Consider the following 17,448-nt stretch of genomic DNA (forward strand, 5'->3'; position numbering starts at 1 on the left):
GCTTGTATGTATATAGAAACAAAGGATTTAATTAAAACATATAAATCGCGGAATGTAGTGGATCAAGTGAGTGTTCGCGTAGAAGAAGGGGAAATTGTGGGCCTCTTAGGTCCTAATGGAGCTGGTAAAACAACGACATTCTATATGATTGTTGGTGTGGAAAAGCCATCCTCTGGCACTATCTCTATTGGAGATGTAGATGTAACACATATGCCTATGTATAAGCGTTCTACTTACGGAATTGGTTACTTACCACAAGAAGCATCTATATTTCGCAATTTAACGGTAGAGGATAATATCCTTGCTATGTTGGAAACTACGAAGTTATCTAAATCAGAGCAAAAGGATATGATGGAATCTTTACTTGAAGAATTTCATATTACCCATGTACGAGACAGATTGGGAATTCAACTATCTGGTGGTGAACGTCGTAGGGTAGAAATCGCTCGGGCCATTTCGTTAAGTCCTAAGTTTATTTTATTGGATGAGCCTTTTGCTGGTGTTGACCCTATTGCAGTAGCTGATATCCAATCTATCATTCGTCATTTGAAGGATCGAGGGATCGGTGTTCTTATTACGGACCATAATGTACGAGAAACATTAGGGATTGTAGATAAAGCGTATATATTGAATAGTGGTAAGATTTTATTAGAAGGTACTGCCGATGAAGTAGCCAACAGTGAGGTGGCTCGGAAATTCTATTTAGGCGATGACTTCCGGATGTAGGAGAAGATATGAGAATTTTAGATAAATATATATTGAAAGCTTTCATAGGGCCCTTCTTATTCGGTATCTTTGCTTTTACTAGTATTTTTATCGGAACAGGTACGCTATTTCGCATCGCGCAATACATTACTGAATATGGGGCTAGCTTATGGTCTGTTACAAGAGCATTTCTATTAGCATTGCCTAATATTGTCATTTTGACATTCCCTATGTCTGTTCTACTAGGCTCTTTAATGACATTTGGTCGATTAAGTGGGTCAAGTGAAATTATTGTTATGCGAGCAGGAGGGCAAAATTTTTTACGATTGGCTACGCCAGTGTATATTATGGCCTTTTTGATTTCTCTATGCTCTATTGCTTTTAATGAGTATGTGGTGCCTGCTGCAAACCATGCGTATCAGACAATTATTCGTGAAGAGATTATTAAGAAGGCAACACCACAAACACAGGAGCATATCGTATTAAAGACATTGTCGGACCAAAAGATTAATACCCTTATGTATGCTGGCAAATATGATAGTGAAACTAAGCTCTTATCAGATATTACAGTGCAACAGTTTACCGATGGTGAAGTGACACAAATTGAACGTTCTAAAACGGCCAATTGGAATGGTCAATATTGGATTATGCATGATGGAACCATTTATGATATCAATGCATCTGGTGAAGGTATTGATAGGACATTGCATTTTGATGAACAAATATTGCCAATACAGCAAGATCCTGATAAAATTAGTCACTCTCAGCGTAAGCCGGAAGAAATGACAATTAAAGAGATTAGACAACAAATTAAAGGGATGGAAGCCACAGGTGGAAACATTACGGAATGGCAAATGGAAATGTACCAACGCTTTACAATTCCGGTGGCCAGCTTTATTTTTGCATTAGTAGGGGCTCCATTAGGATTGCAAAAACAACGGTCTAGTTCCTCGATCGGATTTGGGATTTCCGTTCTTGTCATTTTTATTTACTATGGTGTCATGACATTATCCGGTGCATTAGGTAAAGGTGGTGCTATACCTCCGTTAATGGGAGCTTGGATTCCTAATATCTTAGGGGTTTTGGCGGGATTATATTTAAATTGGCGTGTGTCAAAATAAAAATTGATGTAGAGTATAGGAAAATTGATAGTACCAATTATGGAAATAGTTGGTGCTATTCTTTTTATCTTCCTATAACCATTGTAGTAGAGTAGGGATTTTGATATACTAGTTAGAGGTATAGAGATAATCATTTTTATGTTGAGGTATATTGCCATGTTAGTCGGATTATGGGTCCTTCTCATTATTACAGTCATGGGAGGGTTGATTGCTTTTTTAGGCGATAAAATCGGTACAAAAGTAGGAAAACGGCGTATGAGCTTATTTGGGTTGCGACCTAAATATACATCGATTATTGTTACTATAGTAACGGGAATCCTAATTTCTGCATCCACATTAGGTATATTGAGCATTGCATCCAATAATGTGCGGACAGCACTGTTTGGGATGGAACAATTGAAAGCGGAAATGGAACAACTTTCAGCAGATATTGAAACAAAAACAAAAGCCTTAGATCGAAGTAATGTGGAACTGCAAGAAAAGAATAAGCAATTGCAACGAGTACAGAATGATGTAGTGGCGACAGAAAGTGAATTAGAAGAGACGAGAAATGCATTGTCGAATATGGGAGATCGTTTGATTTCTATTCAAGATGCGTATGCAGAAGCTGAGCATAAGCTATCTGCTTCTAATGCAGCAGTGGGCCATTTAGAAGCGGTCAAAGGCCAATTGGAAAGTCATGTGGAAGAGCTTCAAATTACCACCAAACAATTAGAAAATGGTATTAACCATGTACGTGAAGGTAATGTAGTCTTCCGCAATGGGGAAGTATTATCTCAAGCAGTGATTCGTCCAGGCTTAGGCGAAGTAGAAAGTATGGCAGCGCTCACAAGCTTCTTGAAAGATACGAACCGCTTGATTCTAAATCGGTTCCAAATGAATGAAGAAAAAACTGTAATCTATATTAGTCGAGATAATTTAGATGCCATTGCGAAACAAATTGCAGCGTCCAATACGCCATTGATGATACGTGTGACAGCTGCGGCTAATATTATTTATGGAGAGCCTGCCTTGGCAGAGGTTCATGCCTATCAACATACGTTAGTATTGCAAAAAGGTACGGTTTTGTGGGCTTCTACAATTCAAGGGGGACAAGGTGCTCAAGATGATGTATTGGCGTTTTTGAAAGCTGTGAATACACAGGCAAAAGAAAGAGGTATTCTACCAGATCCAATCACAGGTGAGGTAGGATCTCTTCCGGGAAATGAACTGTTTGATACGATTCGTAAGGTAGAATTGCAAAAAGGGCCTGTGAAACTAGAAGCAATTACTCGAGAAGATACATTTACAAGTGGACCTGTACAAATACAGTTACGGGTCACATCAGTTGACAGTTAAGAGGTCATATATGAAAACAACAGCCTATGTACTAGTGGTAGATCCGGGGCGAGAAAAAACGGGCATAGCAATTCTATCCGGTGAGTCCATACTATTGATGATGGACATCGTTCCAACGCTGTCGATTGAAAAGGAGCTTGAGTCACTAGTTACAATGTATCCTTCCGTTCAATATTTAATTTGTGGAGACGGCACTAATCACCGTGCAGTGGGAGATATAGTAAGAGACGTAGCTGTGAAAAAAGGAAAGTGCTTTTCCTATATGGATGAATCACATACTACGGAAGAAGCTCGAAAACGATATTTTGAAGTGCATCCTCCAAGGGGTTGGAGACGGTTAATTCCCAGAGGAATGTTATATCCTCCGGTACCTGTCGATGATATTACAGCATGGATTATTGGAGAACGTTGGTTAGTAACACATAAGGAGACAGTAATTAAGTAATGAAAGAACATAAGAGCAAAAAACGAACGATGATAGACGTGGCTCTACGGTATTTTATGATGATTATAGGAGCTGCTATTTATACCTATGGGCTAGATGTATTTCTCGTGCCCAATTATTTAATTGACGGTGGCGTTGTCGGTATCGCTCTTATGGCGAGCAAGATTACAGGTATATCATTTAGTATCTTTGTGATCCTCATCAATCTACCATTTTTATATGTAGGGTATAAACAAATTGGTAAAAGCTTTACCATATCTACACTATTTGCCATTGCATGTATTTCTCTATTCTCTGTGTTTATGCATGATATACCACCTCTTGTGAGGGACCCTTTATTGGCTTCCGTATTCGGTGGCATTATTCTAGGCCTTGGGGTAGGGATTATTATACGGAATGGTGGCTCTTTGGATGGATCTGAAATTGTGGCCATCATATTTGATAAAAAAAGCTCTTTCTCTGTCGGTGAGATTGTTATGTTCTTTAACTTCTTTATCTTAGGTGCGGCAGGCTTTGTGTATGATTGGAATAGTGCCATGTATTCATTGATTGCTTACTTTGTAGCCTATAAGATGATGGATCTTGTTATCACAGGGGTGGAAGAGTCGAAAGGTGTTATGGTCATCACCGACAAATCTGAAGAAGTGGCTAATGTGGTAATGCATCGCTTAGGACGTGGTGTTACCTTACTATATGGAGAAGGGGCCTATACGAAAACACCAAAGCGGATTATCTATTGTGTAGTGACTCGTTTGGAAATGACTAAGTTAAAAGATATTATCTATGAAGTGGATGAAAATGCTTTCATTACCATTAATGATGTACATGATGTATTTGGGGGACAATTTGGTAAAAAGTCTATTCATTAATATATCTAGGAACAGAATAGAATACAGCCCTATTGTATAGGGAGAAAGGTATGAAACGATAATGGAAAAAGATAAAGCGATAGGAAGTCAAATTTTAAAAGAAGCTAGAGAATGGGGACAAGCAATTATTGTTGCTTTATTGGTAGCAATGATCACGCACATTTTCTTAATTCAACCAACCCGTGTATCTGGAGAATCCATGGAGGATACGCTTCATAATGGAGACTTTTTGCTGATTAGTAAATGGTCTCATGTGACACGTTCTTTGCCTGATTATGAGGATATTGTTATCATAGATAGCCGTGTGCAACGTGAACGTTCTTGGAAAGATGATATAACAGAACCATTGATGAATTACGCCAGCGTAGTTGTTTCTTCTTTGCAAGGACATGATGTGTGGGTAAAACGTGTCATAGGACGTCCAGGGGATGTATTGGAGTTCAAAGAAGGTCATGTATGGCGCAATGGGGAAAAATTAAATGAACCCTACACAAAGAAGGAAACGATGAAGTTTGAACGATCCTTACCAATTACAGTGCCAGAAGGTCACGTATTTGTGATGGGAGATAATCGAAATCATTCATCAGATAGCCGTTTTATAGGATTTGTGCCGGTTGACCATGTATTAGGTAAACTTGCATATCATATACGGAATCCATTCTAGATATATGTAGATTCGTTATAGGTGTATCCTATAGCAATAGAAATATGACGTTTATAAAAGTTGACAAAAATAGATAGATATAGACTTGACAAAAATTTTTAATATATGTATACTATTAATTGTTGACGAGCCGGAGTGGCGGAATGGCAGACGCACTTGACTCAAAATCAAGCGGGTAACACCGTGTGGGTTCAAGTCCCACCTCCGGCACCAACGAGTAACAGACACTGTGTACACAGTGTCTGTTTTTTATTTTACCTTTGTTTGATAGGATGATAGGATAGTAGATTGATATATAAAAATAGCCATACACCTGTATTGATAGCTTTGTTTAGATTCTTACAATCCTTAGACATGTATATCGAGTGATTGTGAGTATGTACTAAACATCGGTATCTACAGATGTATGGCTTTATTAACATATACGATGTAATTATTTGTGAGGTATATTTTCTTCGTAGATCATAGTTTCTTTTGTAGGATGGTAATAGATAGCATATAGTAGTAAGACGATGACCGGGATAATCGCAGACACTAAATAAATACCACTATATGATAGTAGTCCGTGGAGAACTCCTAATGTATAAGGTCCAACGCCTAATCCTAAGTCTAATCCAATAAAATAGGTAGAAAGAGCAACACCAATTTTAGCGGGTTCTACCGCTTTCAAACAGATGGCTTGACCATTGGACATGAAGGTACCATAGCCTAACCCAACGAAGGCACCAGCAATGAGCAATAAAGCTGCAGTTGTACTATAGGCAATGAGAAGAAGGCCGATGGTTAAACATACGTAACTTGGATACATGACGGCATTTTCCCCGCGTTCATCAAAGATGCGTCCCGCAATTGGACGTGTAACAGTAATAACAAGAGCATACACAACGAAGAAGAAGGCTCCTGCAGTGATAAGTCCAGTTTCATGTGTAAAAATAGATAGGAATCCAAGAACACTAGAATAGGCAAGGCCCATTAAAAATCCAAGGAAAGCGATGAAAGATACACGTGGTTCAATAAAGTTTTTTAAGGACCAAGAACGCATAGAGCTAGCCTCTGCATTGGATAAAGATAAATTTTTAACAGGGAAGCGTAAACAAGCAATAGCCACAGCTACTGACAATATAACAGCTAAGTATATAATAAAAGTAAATCCAACAGCCGGTAGTAAGATCATGCCGATGAAAGGGCCAATAGCCGCTGCTAAGCTAGTACTCAATCCGTAGTAGTTAATGCCTTCACCATCTTTTGATTTGGGAATGTAAGCAGTGACAACAGCATTGGCTGCAGTAGACACAGTACCATACGCAAAGCCGTTTAAAAAACGGACTATGTCAAGAACTAATATATCCTTAGCGATTAGATAGGCTAAGGTAGTTAGAAAGTAGAAGATAGCTCCATATCTAAGCACTTCTTTACGACCTATAAGTTCTAATCGTTGTCCCATAATAAGTCGTGCAAAAAGGGTACCAATGATATAAATACCTGTTGCGAAACCAGCCTCTGCCACGGTAGAATGAAGCTCTTTAGTAGCATAGCTAGCCGTAATAACAACAAAACAATAATACACTAAAAATACAATGAAATTAATAATAGTAATGCTGATGAATCCAGGATTGAATAATTTTTCCTCTTGAGGTTCTATCATTTGGTCATTCATACATAACTCCTCCTTTTGTAACATGTTTAATAGAATATACCTATTTTATAAACTTGTAAAGATTATATAAATATTTTCTATAGTGTATAATTAAGTTAACAATACAAAGGAGAAAATACTTTGATTAGGATTATGTAATAATAAGCCTACAATCCCATTGTTTTAATAGGTTCATATCATGTGAGAATATAGTGATGAGTTTCTTTAGCTATAAAAAAATTTTAGAGCATTATATTGTATATATATGATTTAGACTCTCGTAAAAATGAAAAACTTTATTTATATAATATTCAAATATGTGTGATACATAGTTGATTCATATAGGAGATTTTACATAGGTGTAACATAATGTATTGCTACTTTCAGAGAAACTGACTATAATAAATAGATATAGTATTGCTTGTCGTTATATTCAATGCTATATTTCATAATAAATAGATAGTAATCATAAGAAAGGAGTCCCCCTTATGACAGTACAATTAGACACATTGGATCATCGTTTATTACGTTTATTAGATGAGGACGCCTCCATGTCGGCCGCAGACTTAGCCGTTATGCTCAATAGTGAAGAAGCACACGTGGTAAGTCGTATTCAAGCTTTCGAGGAGTCTGAAATTATCAAACGGTACCAAGCAGTCATTGATTGGGAACAAGTAGACCAAAATAAGTCTACAGCACTCATTCAATTAGGTGTGACTCCTGCTCCAGATCAAGGATTTGATAAAGTGGCAGAACGAATTATGGATTTTCCAGAAGTACAAGGTGTTTACCTTATGTCTGGTAGCTATGATTTAACGGTTATCGTGGAAGGGGCTAGCATGCGTGATATCGCTTTATTCGTATCTCGCCGTCTATCTACATTAGATTCAGTACTTTCCACTACAACAAACTTTATCTTAACACGTTATAAAGATAATAATATTGTGTTCCACACTGGTGGAGTTCGTGAAGATCGGAGAAATGTATTCGATGATTAATTATGACAATTATTTAAATACTGAAATTAAAGCTGTGAAGCCATCGGGAATTCGTCGTTTTTTTGAAATTGCTAACGAATTAGATAATGTTATTTCCCTCAGTATTGGTGAACCAGATTTTGCTACGCCCTACCACATTCGTGAAGAGGGAATTAGTACATTAGAAAAGGGGAAAACTTGGTATTCTCCTAATCGCGGGTTTATGGAACTGCGTGAAGAAATTTCTAAATGGTTAGAACGGAAGTATCAAGTATCCTATGACCCAGCAACAGAAGTGATTGTAACTGTAGGTGGTTCTGAGGCCATCGATTTAACGTGTCGTACCTTGCTCAATCCAGGGGATGAAGTATTGATTCCTGTGCCAAGTTTTGTGTGCTACACACCGTTAGCTGAATTGTGTAATGCCAAGCCAGTGCAGATCATTACGAAAGAAGAAGATGAGTTCCGCTTGACGCCAGAGGCCATTGAAGCTGTGGTGACGGAAAAAACAAAGTTATTGGTATTACCATTCCCCAATAATCCAACAGGTGCTGTATTACGTCGTGAGCATTTGGAAGCCATAGCAGAAGTTGTGATTAAGCATGATTTATTTATTTTGTCCGATGAGCTATATAGTGAGTTGACGTATGGTGATGAATCACATGTATCGATTGCATCTATTCCAGGTATGCAAGAGCGGACAATCTTAATCAATGGTTTTTCCAAAGCCTATGCCATGACTGGCTGGCGACTTGGGTTTGCCACAGGTCCAGCACCGATTATTGCGCAAATGACGAAGATGCACCAATATGGTATTATGAGTGCGCCGTCTATGTCTCAATATGCAGCTATTGAGGCCTTAAAAAATGGTGACAAAGATATCCAATACATGCGTGAAGAATATGATATGCGTCGTCGCTTATTGGTGAGCGCTTTTAATCGTATGGGACTTCATACATTTGAGCCAGAAGGGGCCTTTTATGTATTTCCATCTATTAAAAGCACAGGCCTTAGTTCGGAGGATTTTTGTGAAAAACTTCTGTATGATCAACGGATAGCCATTGTACCAGGCAATGCATTTGGAGATTGTGGAGAAGGCTTTGTGCGAGTGGCCTATTCCACATCGTTACAAAATATAAAAGAAGCAGTCAAACGGATTGAAATCTTTTTGCAAAAGCTTAAGAATAAAGAAATAGAGTAATAATGGGGTTGTAACAAAATAGCCCACAAATACAATAGAGGAAAGTTGATTAGGAAGGATCAACTTTCCTCTATTTTTATATTTTTAACACATAAAAGGGCCCCGAAGGACCCTTTTCATCGATATAGGTAAAATATATTATTGTTGGTTATGTTTAAATGCTAAAATAGCTTGAATCAAATCATCAAGAGACATCTCGCCCCGTTCTGCTACCATGGACAGTGTGGCTTTAAACTTCATGAGTTTGGCTAATGGAGAGTTTAGCATTTTAAAGTTTGGATTGATATGAATCATGTGGTCTTTTAGGCCTGGAATTACATCGAATAGCGGGAATAATTTGGTATCACCAGTCAACCCTAGATCGTTTTCATAGACCGTAGACTGTGAAGTACTTTTTTGCACTGTACTTTGTTCAGTAGTACTAGCTGTACTATCCTCTTTGCGTACATGTTTGTAATCGATGTGGTCTACTGCATGGTACGCAGAATCAGATCCTTCCCAAATGAGTTCTTTACGAGAACCACTGAGGCTGCGAATATGAGTGCAATCTTGTACCATTTCTAAAATACCTTTAAATTCACCTTGGTCATTACGGACTGCGATGTACTCAATGTGGATAAATAGATCAGGCTTGTTAATCCACATCTCAGTATAATCTTGTGTGCCAGCTTTGAAAGAATCGATGATCTCTTGGACCAAAGGGAGGCTCTTTTTAGGGTGACAGTTTTGTACAACACGACCGATAATATTAGAGCTACGAGGGAAAATGCGGTGCTTTGTATCATTATAGAAGCGGACTAAATCATTTTCATCTACGAATGTAATGTCCACTGGTAAGAATTTAAAGATTAACTTAATTTGTTCAATGGTTAAAGAACCTACTGCAAGATCGTGGGTTTGTTCTGCATTTCCATTGATACCGTATTTGCCAACTAATTGGGCTAACTCTTGTAATAAGGCTGTAGGATTAGCACCGCCACTTAGTGCTGTGCTAGATACAGAACCAGTAGATGCAACTGAGCCAGTTTGAGTTACATGTCCTTGATTAGCGCCTGTGAAAGCATGCTGTTGTGCGTTGTTTGTAGATGGTTCGGAATGATGGGATGGTACAGCATCGGGGTTACCTTCGTAGAATGGTGGAGGCGTGATGAAAGCAAAGCCAATTTCATGGTCTCCACGGCTCATAGTAATAAAATCGCTGTCTTGTAACAGTTTCCATGCCGTAGGAATAAGGACTTCTTTTTCTTTGTTGTTTAAATCGCGAATAATATCGATGACATCCGCTTGTTTAGCTAAAAATTCAGCTTCTTGACCAGATTCGAGCAGTTGTTTACTTTCAGAGATAGCATCACGAACCGCATCGTCGAAAGTCCACATGATTTTCGTAGGACGGTCGAAACCATATCGCTCTAACACAGGGTATAATTGATTTTGTTTGCGTGCCAAATGAATGCGCCAAGTGGTAAGTGCATCATATACACCAAGCCAAGGATTGAGAATGAAGTGAGGGGCTTGTAACATGGTTTCCATTTCGCCTAATTGTTGTTCCATGGCGTTAATTTCATCAAGGTATACTGTCAATGGATGGTGCTCAGGATATTCATTATTAGCTCGAATCAAGATACCATCAAATAGCTCTAATAAGTCATCCATGCGATGAGTGATTTCTTCATCTGTGTAAGAACCTTTTAATTGTTGTTCGCCGTAGGCAAATTCATCAGGTGTACATGTACCGATTTTTTCTTTTAATAAAGTGCGTGCTGTTTCTAAATCTAAGGAGCCACCTAAAAAACGATCTTTAATATCGATCATGACTTCCATTCTGTCATTGCCGGTTAGGCCGAGGGCTTGTTTCATTGTATCCATAGTTATCTCCTTTTTTACTGCATCTGTATGTAATGCATATAGTTAGTAGAAAAGATATATCTGCTAAGTATATATCTATAGATCAGAAAAGGTAGGACATGCTACCAGTCGAATTACTTTCATGTTATGTAGTAAGTATAATCTAAATAAAAATAATTTTCAGTTGCTGAGGATACATATTTTGATATCCTATGGAAAAAAGCCTGCACCAATGAGGGACAGGCTTTTGTTATTTATTTTGTGCGATTTGATGTCGTATACATAGCTAGAGCTGCCCAGATAAATGAAAAGGCAATGAGTTTATTAGTATCGAAGCTTTCACCGAAATAGAAGATAGCTAACATTAGGGCGATGGTTGGAGATACGTATTGCAAGAACCCTAATAAGTTCAAGGGTAATAGCCGAGCCCCATAACTAAATAACACAAGTGGAGCTGATGTGGTAAGACCTGAGATCATGAATAATAGGGCCGTATACGTATCATATTGGAAGGAAGCCCAGGAACTAGGGTCAATATACAGGGTATATGCTAGTGCAAATGGTGTAATCAACCAAGCCTCAAAAGCAATACTAGTGAAAGGATGAATCACTAGTTTTTTCTTAACGACTCCATATAGACCAAAAGTGAATGCTAATTCTAGAGCAATATCTGGAATAGTACCTAATTGGAAGGTGAGGAATAGAATACCTAGCGTGGCAAGACCTACACTACACCATTGTATGGTAGATAAACGCTCTTTAAAGATAAACACACCAAGAACAACATTTAACAGCGGATTGATATAATAGCCAAAGCTAGTATCCATAACACGATTGTTTGCAACAGCCCAAATGTAAATCCCCCAATTAAAAGCAATTAAGATAGCAGCTAATACTAAGAGTACAATTTGTGAAATATTGGCTCGCAAATGGTGGCAGTCTATTTTAAATTGTGTATAGTTCATGCCGATAGCAACGAATGACATGAATACGGCTGACCAAATAATGCGATGTGCTAGCACACTCATAGGTGCTATATGATGCAAGAGGGCCCAAAATAAGGGGAGAAGACCCCAAATAATATAACAGCTTAAACCAGTGATAAGCCCTTTTTTATTGACTTGTTCCATCTTTACCTCCTGGATACAGCGGATGGATGTATTGTTTAATATTGTATGTAAAGGGGTGCTGAGGATATGTTTGAAGTATTCAATTGCACCTAAACCATAGTAACATAGAATGAATACATGTTCTAGTCTAAGATTTGTTTAAAACCTTATACAGTATATTGTCATGCAAGATGTAAGTTAATTAACAATATAATGTAGAACATAGGGAAATCTAACTATGAAATTATGTTATATTTGATAAATCTATTGCAAAATGAAGAAACCATAAAGTATAATGAAAAAGTATGCTTTACATGTGAAAAAAGCAATACATATTCATATAAAAAGTACGGGCGTACATTTTTGGGAGGGTATATTCATGAAAGTAACAAGTAAACGTATTTCTGCGGCTTTGTTAGCCTGTGTAGCGTTGACTACATTTAGCGGTGTACAAGCGGCATTTGATGAGCATTTAGACAACTACCAATTAGACGCAAAGGTAGTAAAAGGAGATCGTTCGAAAGACCAATTTGGTAATACTGTAACAGAACAATCCTATTATCGTACAGGTGGTGATGTAAAAGTAATCACTCGTGACGAAATTGAAAAACGTCATTATAGTGATTTAACAGAGGCCATCAAACGTATCCCTGGTATTACATTCCAAAACCCAGGATACCGTGGTGGGGAATATGGATTCCAGTTCTTCAATAATGGTATTTCTATTAACGGTGATACTCGCGTTATAGTATTGGTTGATGGTCGTCGTGTAGATAACTCTACAAGTACTCGTATCGCAGGTAGAAGTGCAACAGGCAGTAAATCTACGGGTGTTAACTTAGACCAAGTGACGAACATTAATGCAGTAGATAAAATTGAGGTTATTAAAGGACCAGGTGCCTCTGCCTATGGATCTGATGCGACTGGTGGTGTCATCAATATCATCACTCGTAAAGGTGAGAATAACAACCAAGGAACATTTGATGTGTCAGCAGGATCTTGGGGTAAACGTAACTATAGCTTTACGTACTCCGGTAGTGCTGCAGATGATAACTCCTTCCATTACTTCATTGGCTTAAATAGTGTTAAATCTGACGATACAAAATATGTGGATGGACATACAGGTGAAACAGGCACATTAGGTGGATCTCGTTTTGATGAAAGAGGCGCCAATGTACGTATTGATAAAGACTTCGGTGATACCAATCGATTGACAATTTCTATCAATCATAAACAAGGTAAAGACGGCTATCCAATTTCCACACCAAATTTACAATATTGGAATACAAAAGATTGGAATCGTATTATCTTTGCTGCTGATGTAGGAACCTTAGACGATAAAGGAATGTTAAAAGATAAGTCAACAATGTCTGGTAATGTAGCAAATCCTGGTTACCATAACTTATTTGCCCTAGATGGACTTGTGTATAACTCCTTTAGTAAGTTTAAACATAATGATGTAGACGTAAAATATACATTTGACCGTCAATCCGATATGGAAAGTTTTGTACGTTTCTATAGTCAAAACCATACATATTCTAAAACAGATAAATACAAATGGCATGTACCGGGTGTTGATATCAAGAAAAAATTTAGAGAAGACTTCCCTCAAGGTACGACAGATCCAGCAGCTTTAGATGAATGGATTACGAAAAATTTAGCACCATTCCCAGGTGGTACGAAAGCAGCTATTGAAGAGTGGCTAGCAAAAACTGGTGGTAAAGCAGAAGAGCCGACAGATTACAATACTGAAAAGAATCTTGGGGTTCAATTACAAGTTGCTCGTTCTATCGGTAAACATGATGTGATTGCTAATGTTACATATGATAAAGCAAAACAAATTAGTTATGAAGTGGAAGATGGAGTAGGAAAGACTTCTGAGTTAAAACGTAATTCCTTATATGGATATGTACAAGATAAAATCCATGTTAACGACAACTTTGATGTAACTCCAGCTGTTCGTTTTGCTAAATATAGCGATTATACAACAGATGTAGGTGTATCCAAAGGTGGCGATACACATGTAGTTACTCCATCTGTAAATTTACAATATCGACTCGATGATACTAGTACTGTATTTGCAGGTTGGACTAATGTACTTCGTCCATTGCGCAGTGGAGACTACACGTCTGTATACGGAGAATATAAAACTCCATTACAAGATGAAAAAGGAAATGTATACACATTAGGCTTGCAAAAAGAATTTAATAAAAAGACGATTGTGGGTGTAAATTATAGCTTAACAGATATGAGTAACTCTATTGCATCCTTCCCAATTCGTGTAGATGATAAATTCAAAAGCACCGCTGTTAATGCGAAACAAAAGAAAACAGCATTTAACGTTACAGTAGATCATAAAATCAACCAACATTGGTCTGTAGGTGCTGCGTATAGTCACTTGAAAGATACATGGACAGTAAAACCAGGATACGTTGTGAATCCTGAGTGGGGCTATAATGATTCTGGAGATATCAACACAGGCATCAACAAATTACGCCCAGCGAACCATTACATCTTAAATGTAAATTATGATAGTGGTAAGTTATCTTCTGGTTTGTTAATGAACTACTACACAGGTTCTAATTTAGCGGCTTTTACAGCTAAACGTTTCTTAGTATTAGATTGGAACTTAAACTATGATGTAAATAAAGATTTAACAACATATGTAGCGGTGACAAACTTGACAAACACAGCGTATGAAACAACAAGCAATTCTAGATATGGTTCTGGTAGCTCTGCAATGCCAGGTCGTCAAGCCATGATCGGTGCTAAATACAAATTCTAATAGGCTTATAGAAAAGGGCTACCGTGCGTAGCTCTTTTCGTCATAGCTAATATTCACATATACTAGGAACTGTTAGTGTAAGTGAATTGTGTAGTATATCTGATATATTTCTATAAAAAATGTAATGCAAAACATTCTATAGACTATTATTTTGATAAAAGATTTGATAAATTACAAATACATGAGATATAATCATACTATTGCTTGTATAAGGTATATAAGCAGAAAAAAATTATAGAATTTGTACGGGCGTACAAACATTTTGGAGGTATATTCATGAAAGTAACAAGTAAACGTATTTCTGCGGCTTTGTTAGCCTGTGTAGCGTTGACTACATTTAGCGGTGTACAAGCGGCATTTGATGAGCATTTAGACAACTACCAATTAGACGCAAAGGTAGTAAAAGGAGATCGTTCGAAAGACCAATTTGGTAATACTGTAACAGAACAATCCTATTATCGTACAGGTGGTGATGTAAAAGTAATCACTCGTGACGAAATTGAAAAACGTCATTATAGTGATTTAACAGAGGCCATCAAACGTATCCCTGGTATTACATTCCAAAACCCAGGATACCGTGGTGGGGAATATGGATTCCAATTCTTCAATAATGGTATTTCTATTAACGGTGATACTCGCGTTATAGTATTGGTTGATGGTCGTCGTGTAGATAACTCTACAAGTACTCGTATTGCAGGTAGCAGTGAGTCAGGCAGTAAGTCTACAGGAGTAAATCTTGACCAAGTTATCAATATTAATGCAGTAGATAAAATTGAGGTTATTAAAGGTCCAGGTGCCTCTGTATATGGTTCTGATGCTACTGGTGGTGCTATTAATATTATCACTAGAAAAGGTGAGGCCACTAAACAAGGCTCTATTGATGTATCTACAGGAACATGGGGTAAGCATAATTATGATCTGTCGTACTCCGGCAGTGCGGGTAATGACAACTCGCTACACTATTATGTAGGATTACATCGAGTGATGTCTGGTGATACAAAATATCGTGACGGACATACAGGTGATATTGGAATATTGGGAGGTTCTCGTTTTGATGAGCGAGGCGCTAATGTGCGACTTGATAAAGATTTCAGTGATACAGAACGTTTAACTGTATCTATTAACCATCAACAAGGCAAAGATGGATATCCGATTTCTACGCCAAACCAAAAATATTGGAATAAAAAAGATTGGAATCAAATCATATTTAAAGCTGCTGTGGGTGAACGGGATGAAGATGGCAAGTTAGTCCTAAATGAAGACTATTCAGGGGACTATGATAACGAAAATAAATATAAAGTTGTGCAAAATGAAAAAGGAAACCCTGCCTACCATAATTTATTTGCTTTAGATGGATTTGGTTACAATTCCTATAGTAAGTATAAAAATAATGATGTGGATGTAAAATACACTTTCGATCGTCAATCTGATATGGAAAGTTTTGTTCGTTTTTATATCCAAAGTCATCAGTATTTAAGTAGCGATAAATATGCTTGGGTATTACATGATGATGGAATGAGTAATAAGGCATTCAATTTAACGGGAGATCAATTTACAAAGGACTTCCCAGATGGCGCTAAAGACGGTGCATTATTAGATGCATGGATTGAAAAAAATTTAGCCCCATTCCCTGGCGGTAGTAAAGCAGCCTTGGAAGAATGGGTGGCCAAAACGGGTGGAAAAGCACAAGACCCAAGACATTATTATGATGAGAGAAAGCGTGGGATTCAATTACAAGTAGCACGTTCTATCGGTAAACATGATATCATCGCGAATGTTTCCTACGATAAAGATCAAAATGATCATGTGTATCAAACATCTAAAGGAAAAGTAAAAACATCTGTAAAACGTAATTCTTTATATGGTTATGTACAAGATAAAATTCATGTAAATGATAATTTTGATGTGACACCAGCTGTACGATTTGCTAAATATAGTGATTATATAACAGAGGCGGGAAAATCGTTAGGTGGTGACCCACATGTTGTGACACCTTCCTTAAATCTACAATACCAACTGCATGATGGTAGCACAGTGTATGCTGGCTGGACAAAAGTTCTTCGTCCATTACGTAGTGGTGATTATGTTTCAGCCTATGATGGAACAAAAACAAACTTACAGGATGAAAAAGGAAATGTATATACATTAGGCTATCAAAAAATATTTAACAAGAAAACCACTGTAGGTGTAAACTATAGTCTTACCGATATGACAAATGCTATTGCTAGCTTTGAAGTAAGAACTCCGAATGGTTTTGAAAGTGTTCCTGTGAATGCAACTCAAAAGAAAACATCTTTTAATCTTACAGTAGATCATAAGCTTAATAAAAACTGGACTGTTGGTGTGGCATACAGTCATTTAAAAGATAAATGGTCTGCAAAACCAGGTTATGTAGTAAATCCAGCATGGAACTATAATGACTCTGGCGATATCAACACAGGTATTAACAAATTGCGTCCAGCGAATCATTATACATTAAATATAAATTATGATAATAATAAAGTATCTTCCGGATTATTGGTTAACTACTATACTGGTTCCAATATTGAAGCATTTACTTCAAAACGTTTCTTAATTCTAGATTGGAATTTAAACTATGATGTAAATAAAGATTTAACAACATACGTTGCAGTGACAAACTTAACGAACGAAGCATACGAAACTACTAGCTATGCCGTATATGGCCCAGGTAGTTCCGCAATGCCAGCTCGTCAAGCTATGATTGGTGCTAAATACAAATTCTAAAAGTGATG

13 protein-coding genes and 1 tRNA gene are annotated in these 17,448 nt (G+C 37.5%); 11 read left to right on the forward strand and 3 right to left on the reverse strand.

Features of this window, described 5'->3' with window-relative positions; all coding sequences use genetic code 11:
• Window positions 1–6: 6 nt before the first annotated feature.
• From lptB to EO122_RS01870, 7 genes are all read left to right on the forward strand, one after another.
• Window positions 7–726, forward strand: a complete 720-nt coding sequence (gene lptB / locus EO122_RS01840) for an LPS export ABC transporter ATP-binding protein (RefSeq protein WP_127009124.1) — start codon at window positions 7–9, stop codon at window positions 724–726.
• Between the two features lie 8 nt (window positions 727–734).
• A complete protein-coding gene (locus EO122_RS01845; RefSeq protein WP_127009125.1) occupies window positions 735–1,826 on the forward strand; it encodes an LptF/LptG family permease in 1,092 nt (363 codons plus the stop codon).
• A 156-nt stretch (window positions 1,827–1,982) separates the two neighbouring features.
• The gene (locus tag EO122_RS01850) at window positions 1,983–3,164 is read left to right on the forward strand and encodes a DUF3084 domain-containing protein (RefSeq protein WP_127009126.1); all 1,182 of its coding nucleotides are present in this window, start codon (window positions 1,983–1,985) and stop codon (window positions 3,162–3,164) included.
• A 10-nt stretch (window positions 3,165–3,174) separates the two neighbouring features.
• Entirely contained in the window at window positions 3,175–3,609 is a 435-nt protein-coding gene (locus EO122_RS01855; protein WP_127009127.1) for a hypothetical protein, read from the forward strand.
• Window positions 3,609–4,478, forward strand: coding sequence for a YitT family protein (locus tag EO122_RS01860; protein ID WP_240628952.1), 870 nt, complete (start codon window positions 3,609–3,611; stop codon window positions 4,476–4,478). The genes EO122_RS01855 and EO122_RS01860 overlap by 1 nt, the downstream gene beginning before the upstream one ends.
• 61 nt (window positions 4,479–4,539) lie before the next feature.
• Window positions 4,540–5,142, forward strand: coding sequence for a signal peptidase I (gene lepB / locus EO122_RS01865; protein WP_126937895.1), 603 nt, complete (start codon window positions 4,540–4,542; stop codon window positions 5,140–5,142).
• 129 nt (window positions 5,143–5,271) lie between these two features.
• Window positions 5,272–5,355 (forward strand) — tRNA-Leu (locus EO122_RS01870).
• A 220-nt stretch (window positions 5,356–5,575) separates the two neighbouring features.
• Here EO122_RS01870 and EO122_RS01875 read toward each other — a convergent pair.
• Entirely contained in the window at window positions 5,576–6,799 is a 1,224-nt protein-coding gene (locus EO122_RS01875) for an MFS transporter (protein WP_127009128.1), read from the reverse strand.
• Window positions 6,800–7,266: 467 nt separating this feature from the next.
• On the opposite strand from EO122_RS01875, the gene EO122_RS01880 reads away from it, so the two are divergent.
• Both EO122_RS01880 and EO122_RS01885 read left to right on the forward strand, forming a co-directional pair.
• On the forward strand, window positions 7,267–7,776 hold the full coding sequence (locus tag EO122_RS01880; protein WP_127009129.1) for an Lrp/AsnC family transcriptional regulator: 510 nt from the start codon (window positions 7,267–7,269) through the stop codon (window positions 7,774–7,776).
• Window positions 7,769–8,956, forward strand: coding sequence for an aminotransferase class I/II-fold pyridoxal phosphate-dependent enzyme (locus EO122_RS01885; RefSeq protein ID WP_127009130.1), 1,188 nt, complete (start codon window positions 7,769–7,771; stop codon window positions 8,954–8,956). Before EO122_RS01880 ends, EO122_RS01885 begins: the two co-directional genes overlap by 8 nt.
• 138 nt (window positions 8,957–9,094) lie before the next feature.
• Here EO122_RS01885 and EO122_RS01890 read toward each other — a convergent pair whose 3' ends face one another.
• Entirely contained in the window at window positions 9,095–10,822 is a 1,728-nt protein-coding gene (locus tag EO122_RS01890) for a DUF438 domain-containing protein (protein ID WP_127009131.1), read from the reverse strand.
• A 233-nt stretch (window positions 10,823–11,055) separates the two neighbouring features.
• Window positions 11,056–11,931, reverse strand: a complete 876-nt coding sequence (gene rarD, locus EO122_RS01895; RefSeq protein WP_127009132.1) for an EamA family transporter RarD — start codon at window positions 11,929–11,931, stop codon at window positions 11,056–11,058.
• A 358-nt stretch (window positions 11,932–12,289) separates the two neighbouring features.
• Here rarD and EO122_RS01900 point away from each other — a divergent pair, with 358 nt between their 5' ends.
• Together EO122_RS01900 and EO122_RS01905 are read left to right on the forward strand one after the other, a co-directional pair.
• Window positions 12,290–14,695, forward strand: coding sequence for a TonB-dependent receptor (locus EO122_RS01900; RefSeq protein WP_127009133.1), 2,406 nt, complete (start codon window positions 12,290–12,292; stop codon window positions 14,693–14,695).
• A 276-nt stretch (window positions 14,696–14,971) separates the two neighbouring features.
• Complete coding sequence (locus tag EO122_RS01905) at window positions 14,972–17,440, forward strand: TonB-dependent receptor (RefSeq protein ID WP_127009134.1); 2,469 nt, start codon at window positions 14,972–14,974, stop codon at window positions 17,438–17,440.
• Window positions 17,441–17,448: the final 8 nt, after the last annotated feature.

Origin of the sequence: Veillonella sp. CHU110, from assembly GCF_003992255.1 — a bacterium.
In the GTDB taxonomy this organism is placed as follows: domain Bacteria; phylum Bacillota; class Negativicutes; order Veillonellales; family Veillonellaceae; genus F0422.

Excerpts from the sequence above, each read along its gene's own strand:
- EO122_RS01875 (WP_127009128.1), bottom strand. The coding sequence starts at position 6,799 with ATGAATGACCAAATGATAGAACCTCAAGAGGAAAAATTATTCAATCCT.
- EO122_RS01890 (WP_127009131.1), bottom strand. The coding sequence starts at position 10,822 with ATGGATACAATGAAACAAGCCCTCGGCCTAACCGGCAATGACAGAATG.
- lptB (WP_127009124.1), top strand. The coding sequence starts at position 7 with ATGTATATAGAAACAAAGGATTTAATTAAAACATATAAATCGCGGAAT.
- EO122_RS01900 (WP_127009133.1), top strand. The coding sequence starts at position 12,290 with ATGAAAGTAACAAGTAAACGTATTTCTGCGGCTTTGTTAGCCTGTGTA.
- lepB (WP_126937895.1), top strand. The coding sequence starts at position 4,540 with ATGGAAAAAGATAAAGCGATAGGAAGTCAAATTTTAAAAGAAGCTAGA.
- rarD (WP_127009132.1), bottom strand. The coding sequence starts at position 11,931 with ATGGAACAAGTCAATAAAAAAGGGCTTATCACTGGTTTAAGCTGTTAT.
- EO122_RS01855 (WP_127009127.1), top strand. The coding sequence starts at position 3,175 with ATGAAAACAACAGCCTATGTACTAGTGGTAGATCCGGGGCGAGAAAAA.
- EO122_RS01880 (WP_127009129.1), top strand. The coding sequence starts at position 7,267 with ATGACAGTACAATTAGACACATTGGATCATCGTTTATTACGTTTATTA.
- EO122_RS01845 (WP_127009125.1), top strand. The coding sequence starts at position 735 with ATGAGAATTTTAGATAAATATATATTGAAAGCTTTCATAGGGCCCTTC.
- EO122_RS01860 (WP_240628952.1), top strand. The coding sequence starts at position 3,609 with ATGAAAGAACATAAGAGCAAAAAACGAACGATGATAGACGTGGCTCTA.
- EO122_RS01885 (WP_127009130.1), top strand. The coding sequence starts at position 7,769 with ATGATTAATTATGACAATTATTTAAATACTGAAATTAAAGCTGTGAAG.
- EO122_RS01850 (WP_127009126.1), top strand. The coding sequence starts at position 1,983 with ATGTTAGTCGGATTATGGGTCCTTCTCATTATTACAGTCATGGGAGGG.
- EO122_RS01905 (WP_127009134.1), top strand. The coding sequence starts at position 14,972 with ATGAAAGTAACAAGTAAACGTATTTCTGCGGCTTTGTTAGCCTGTGTA.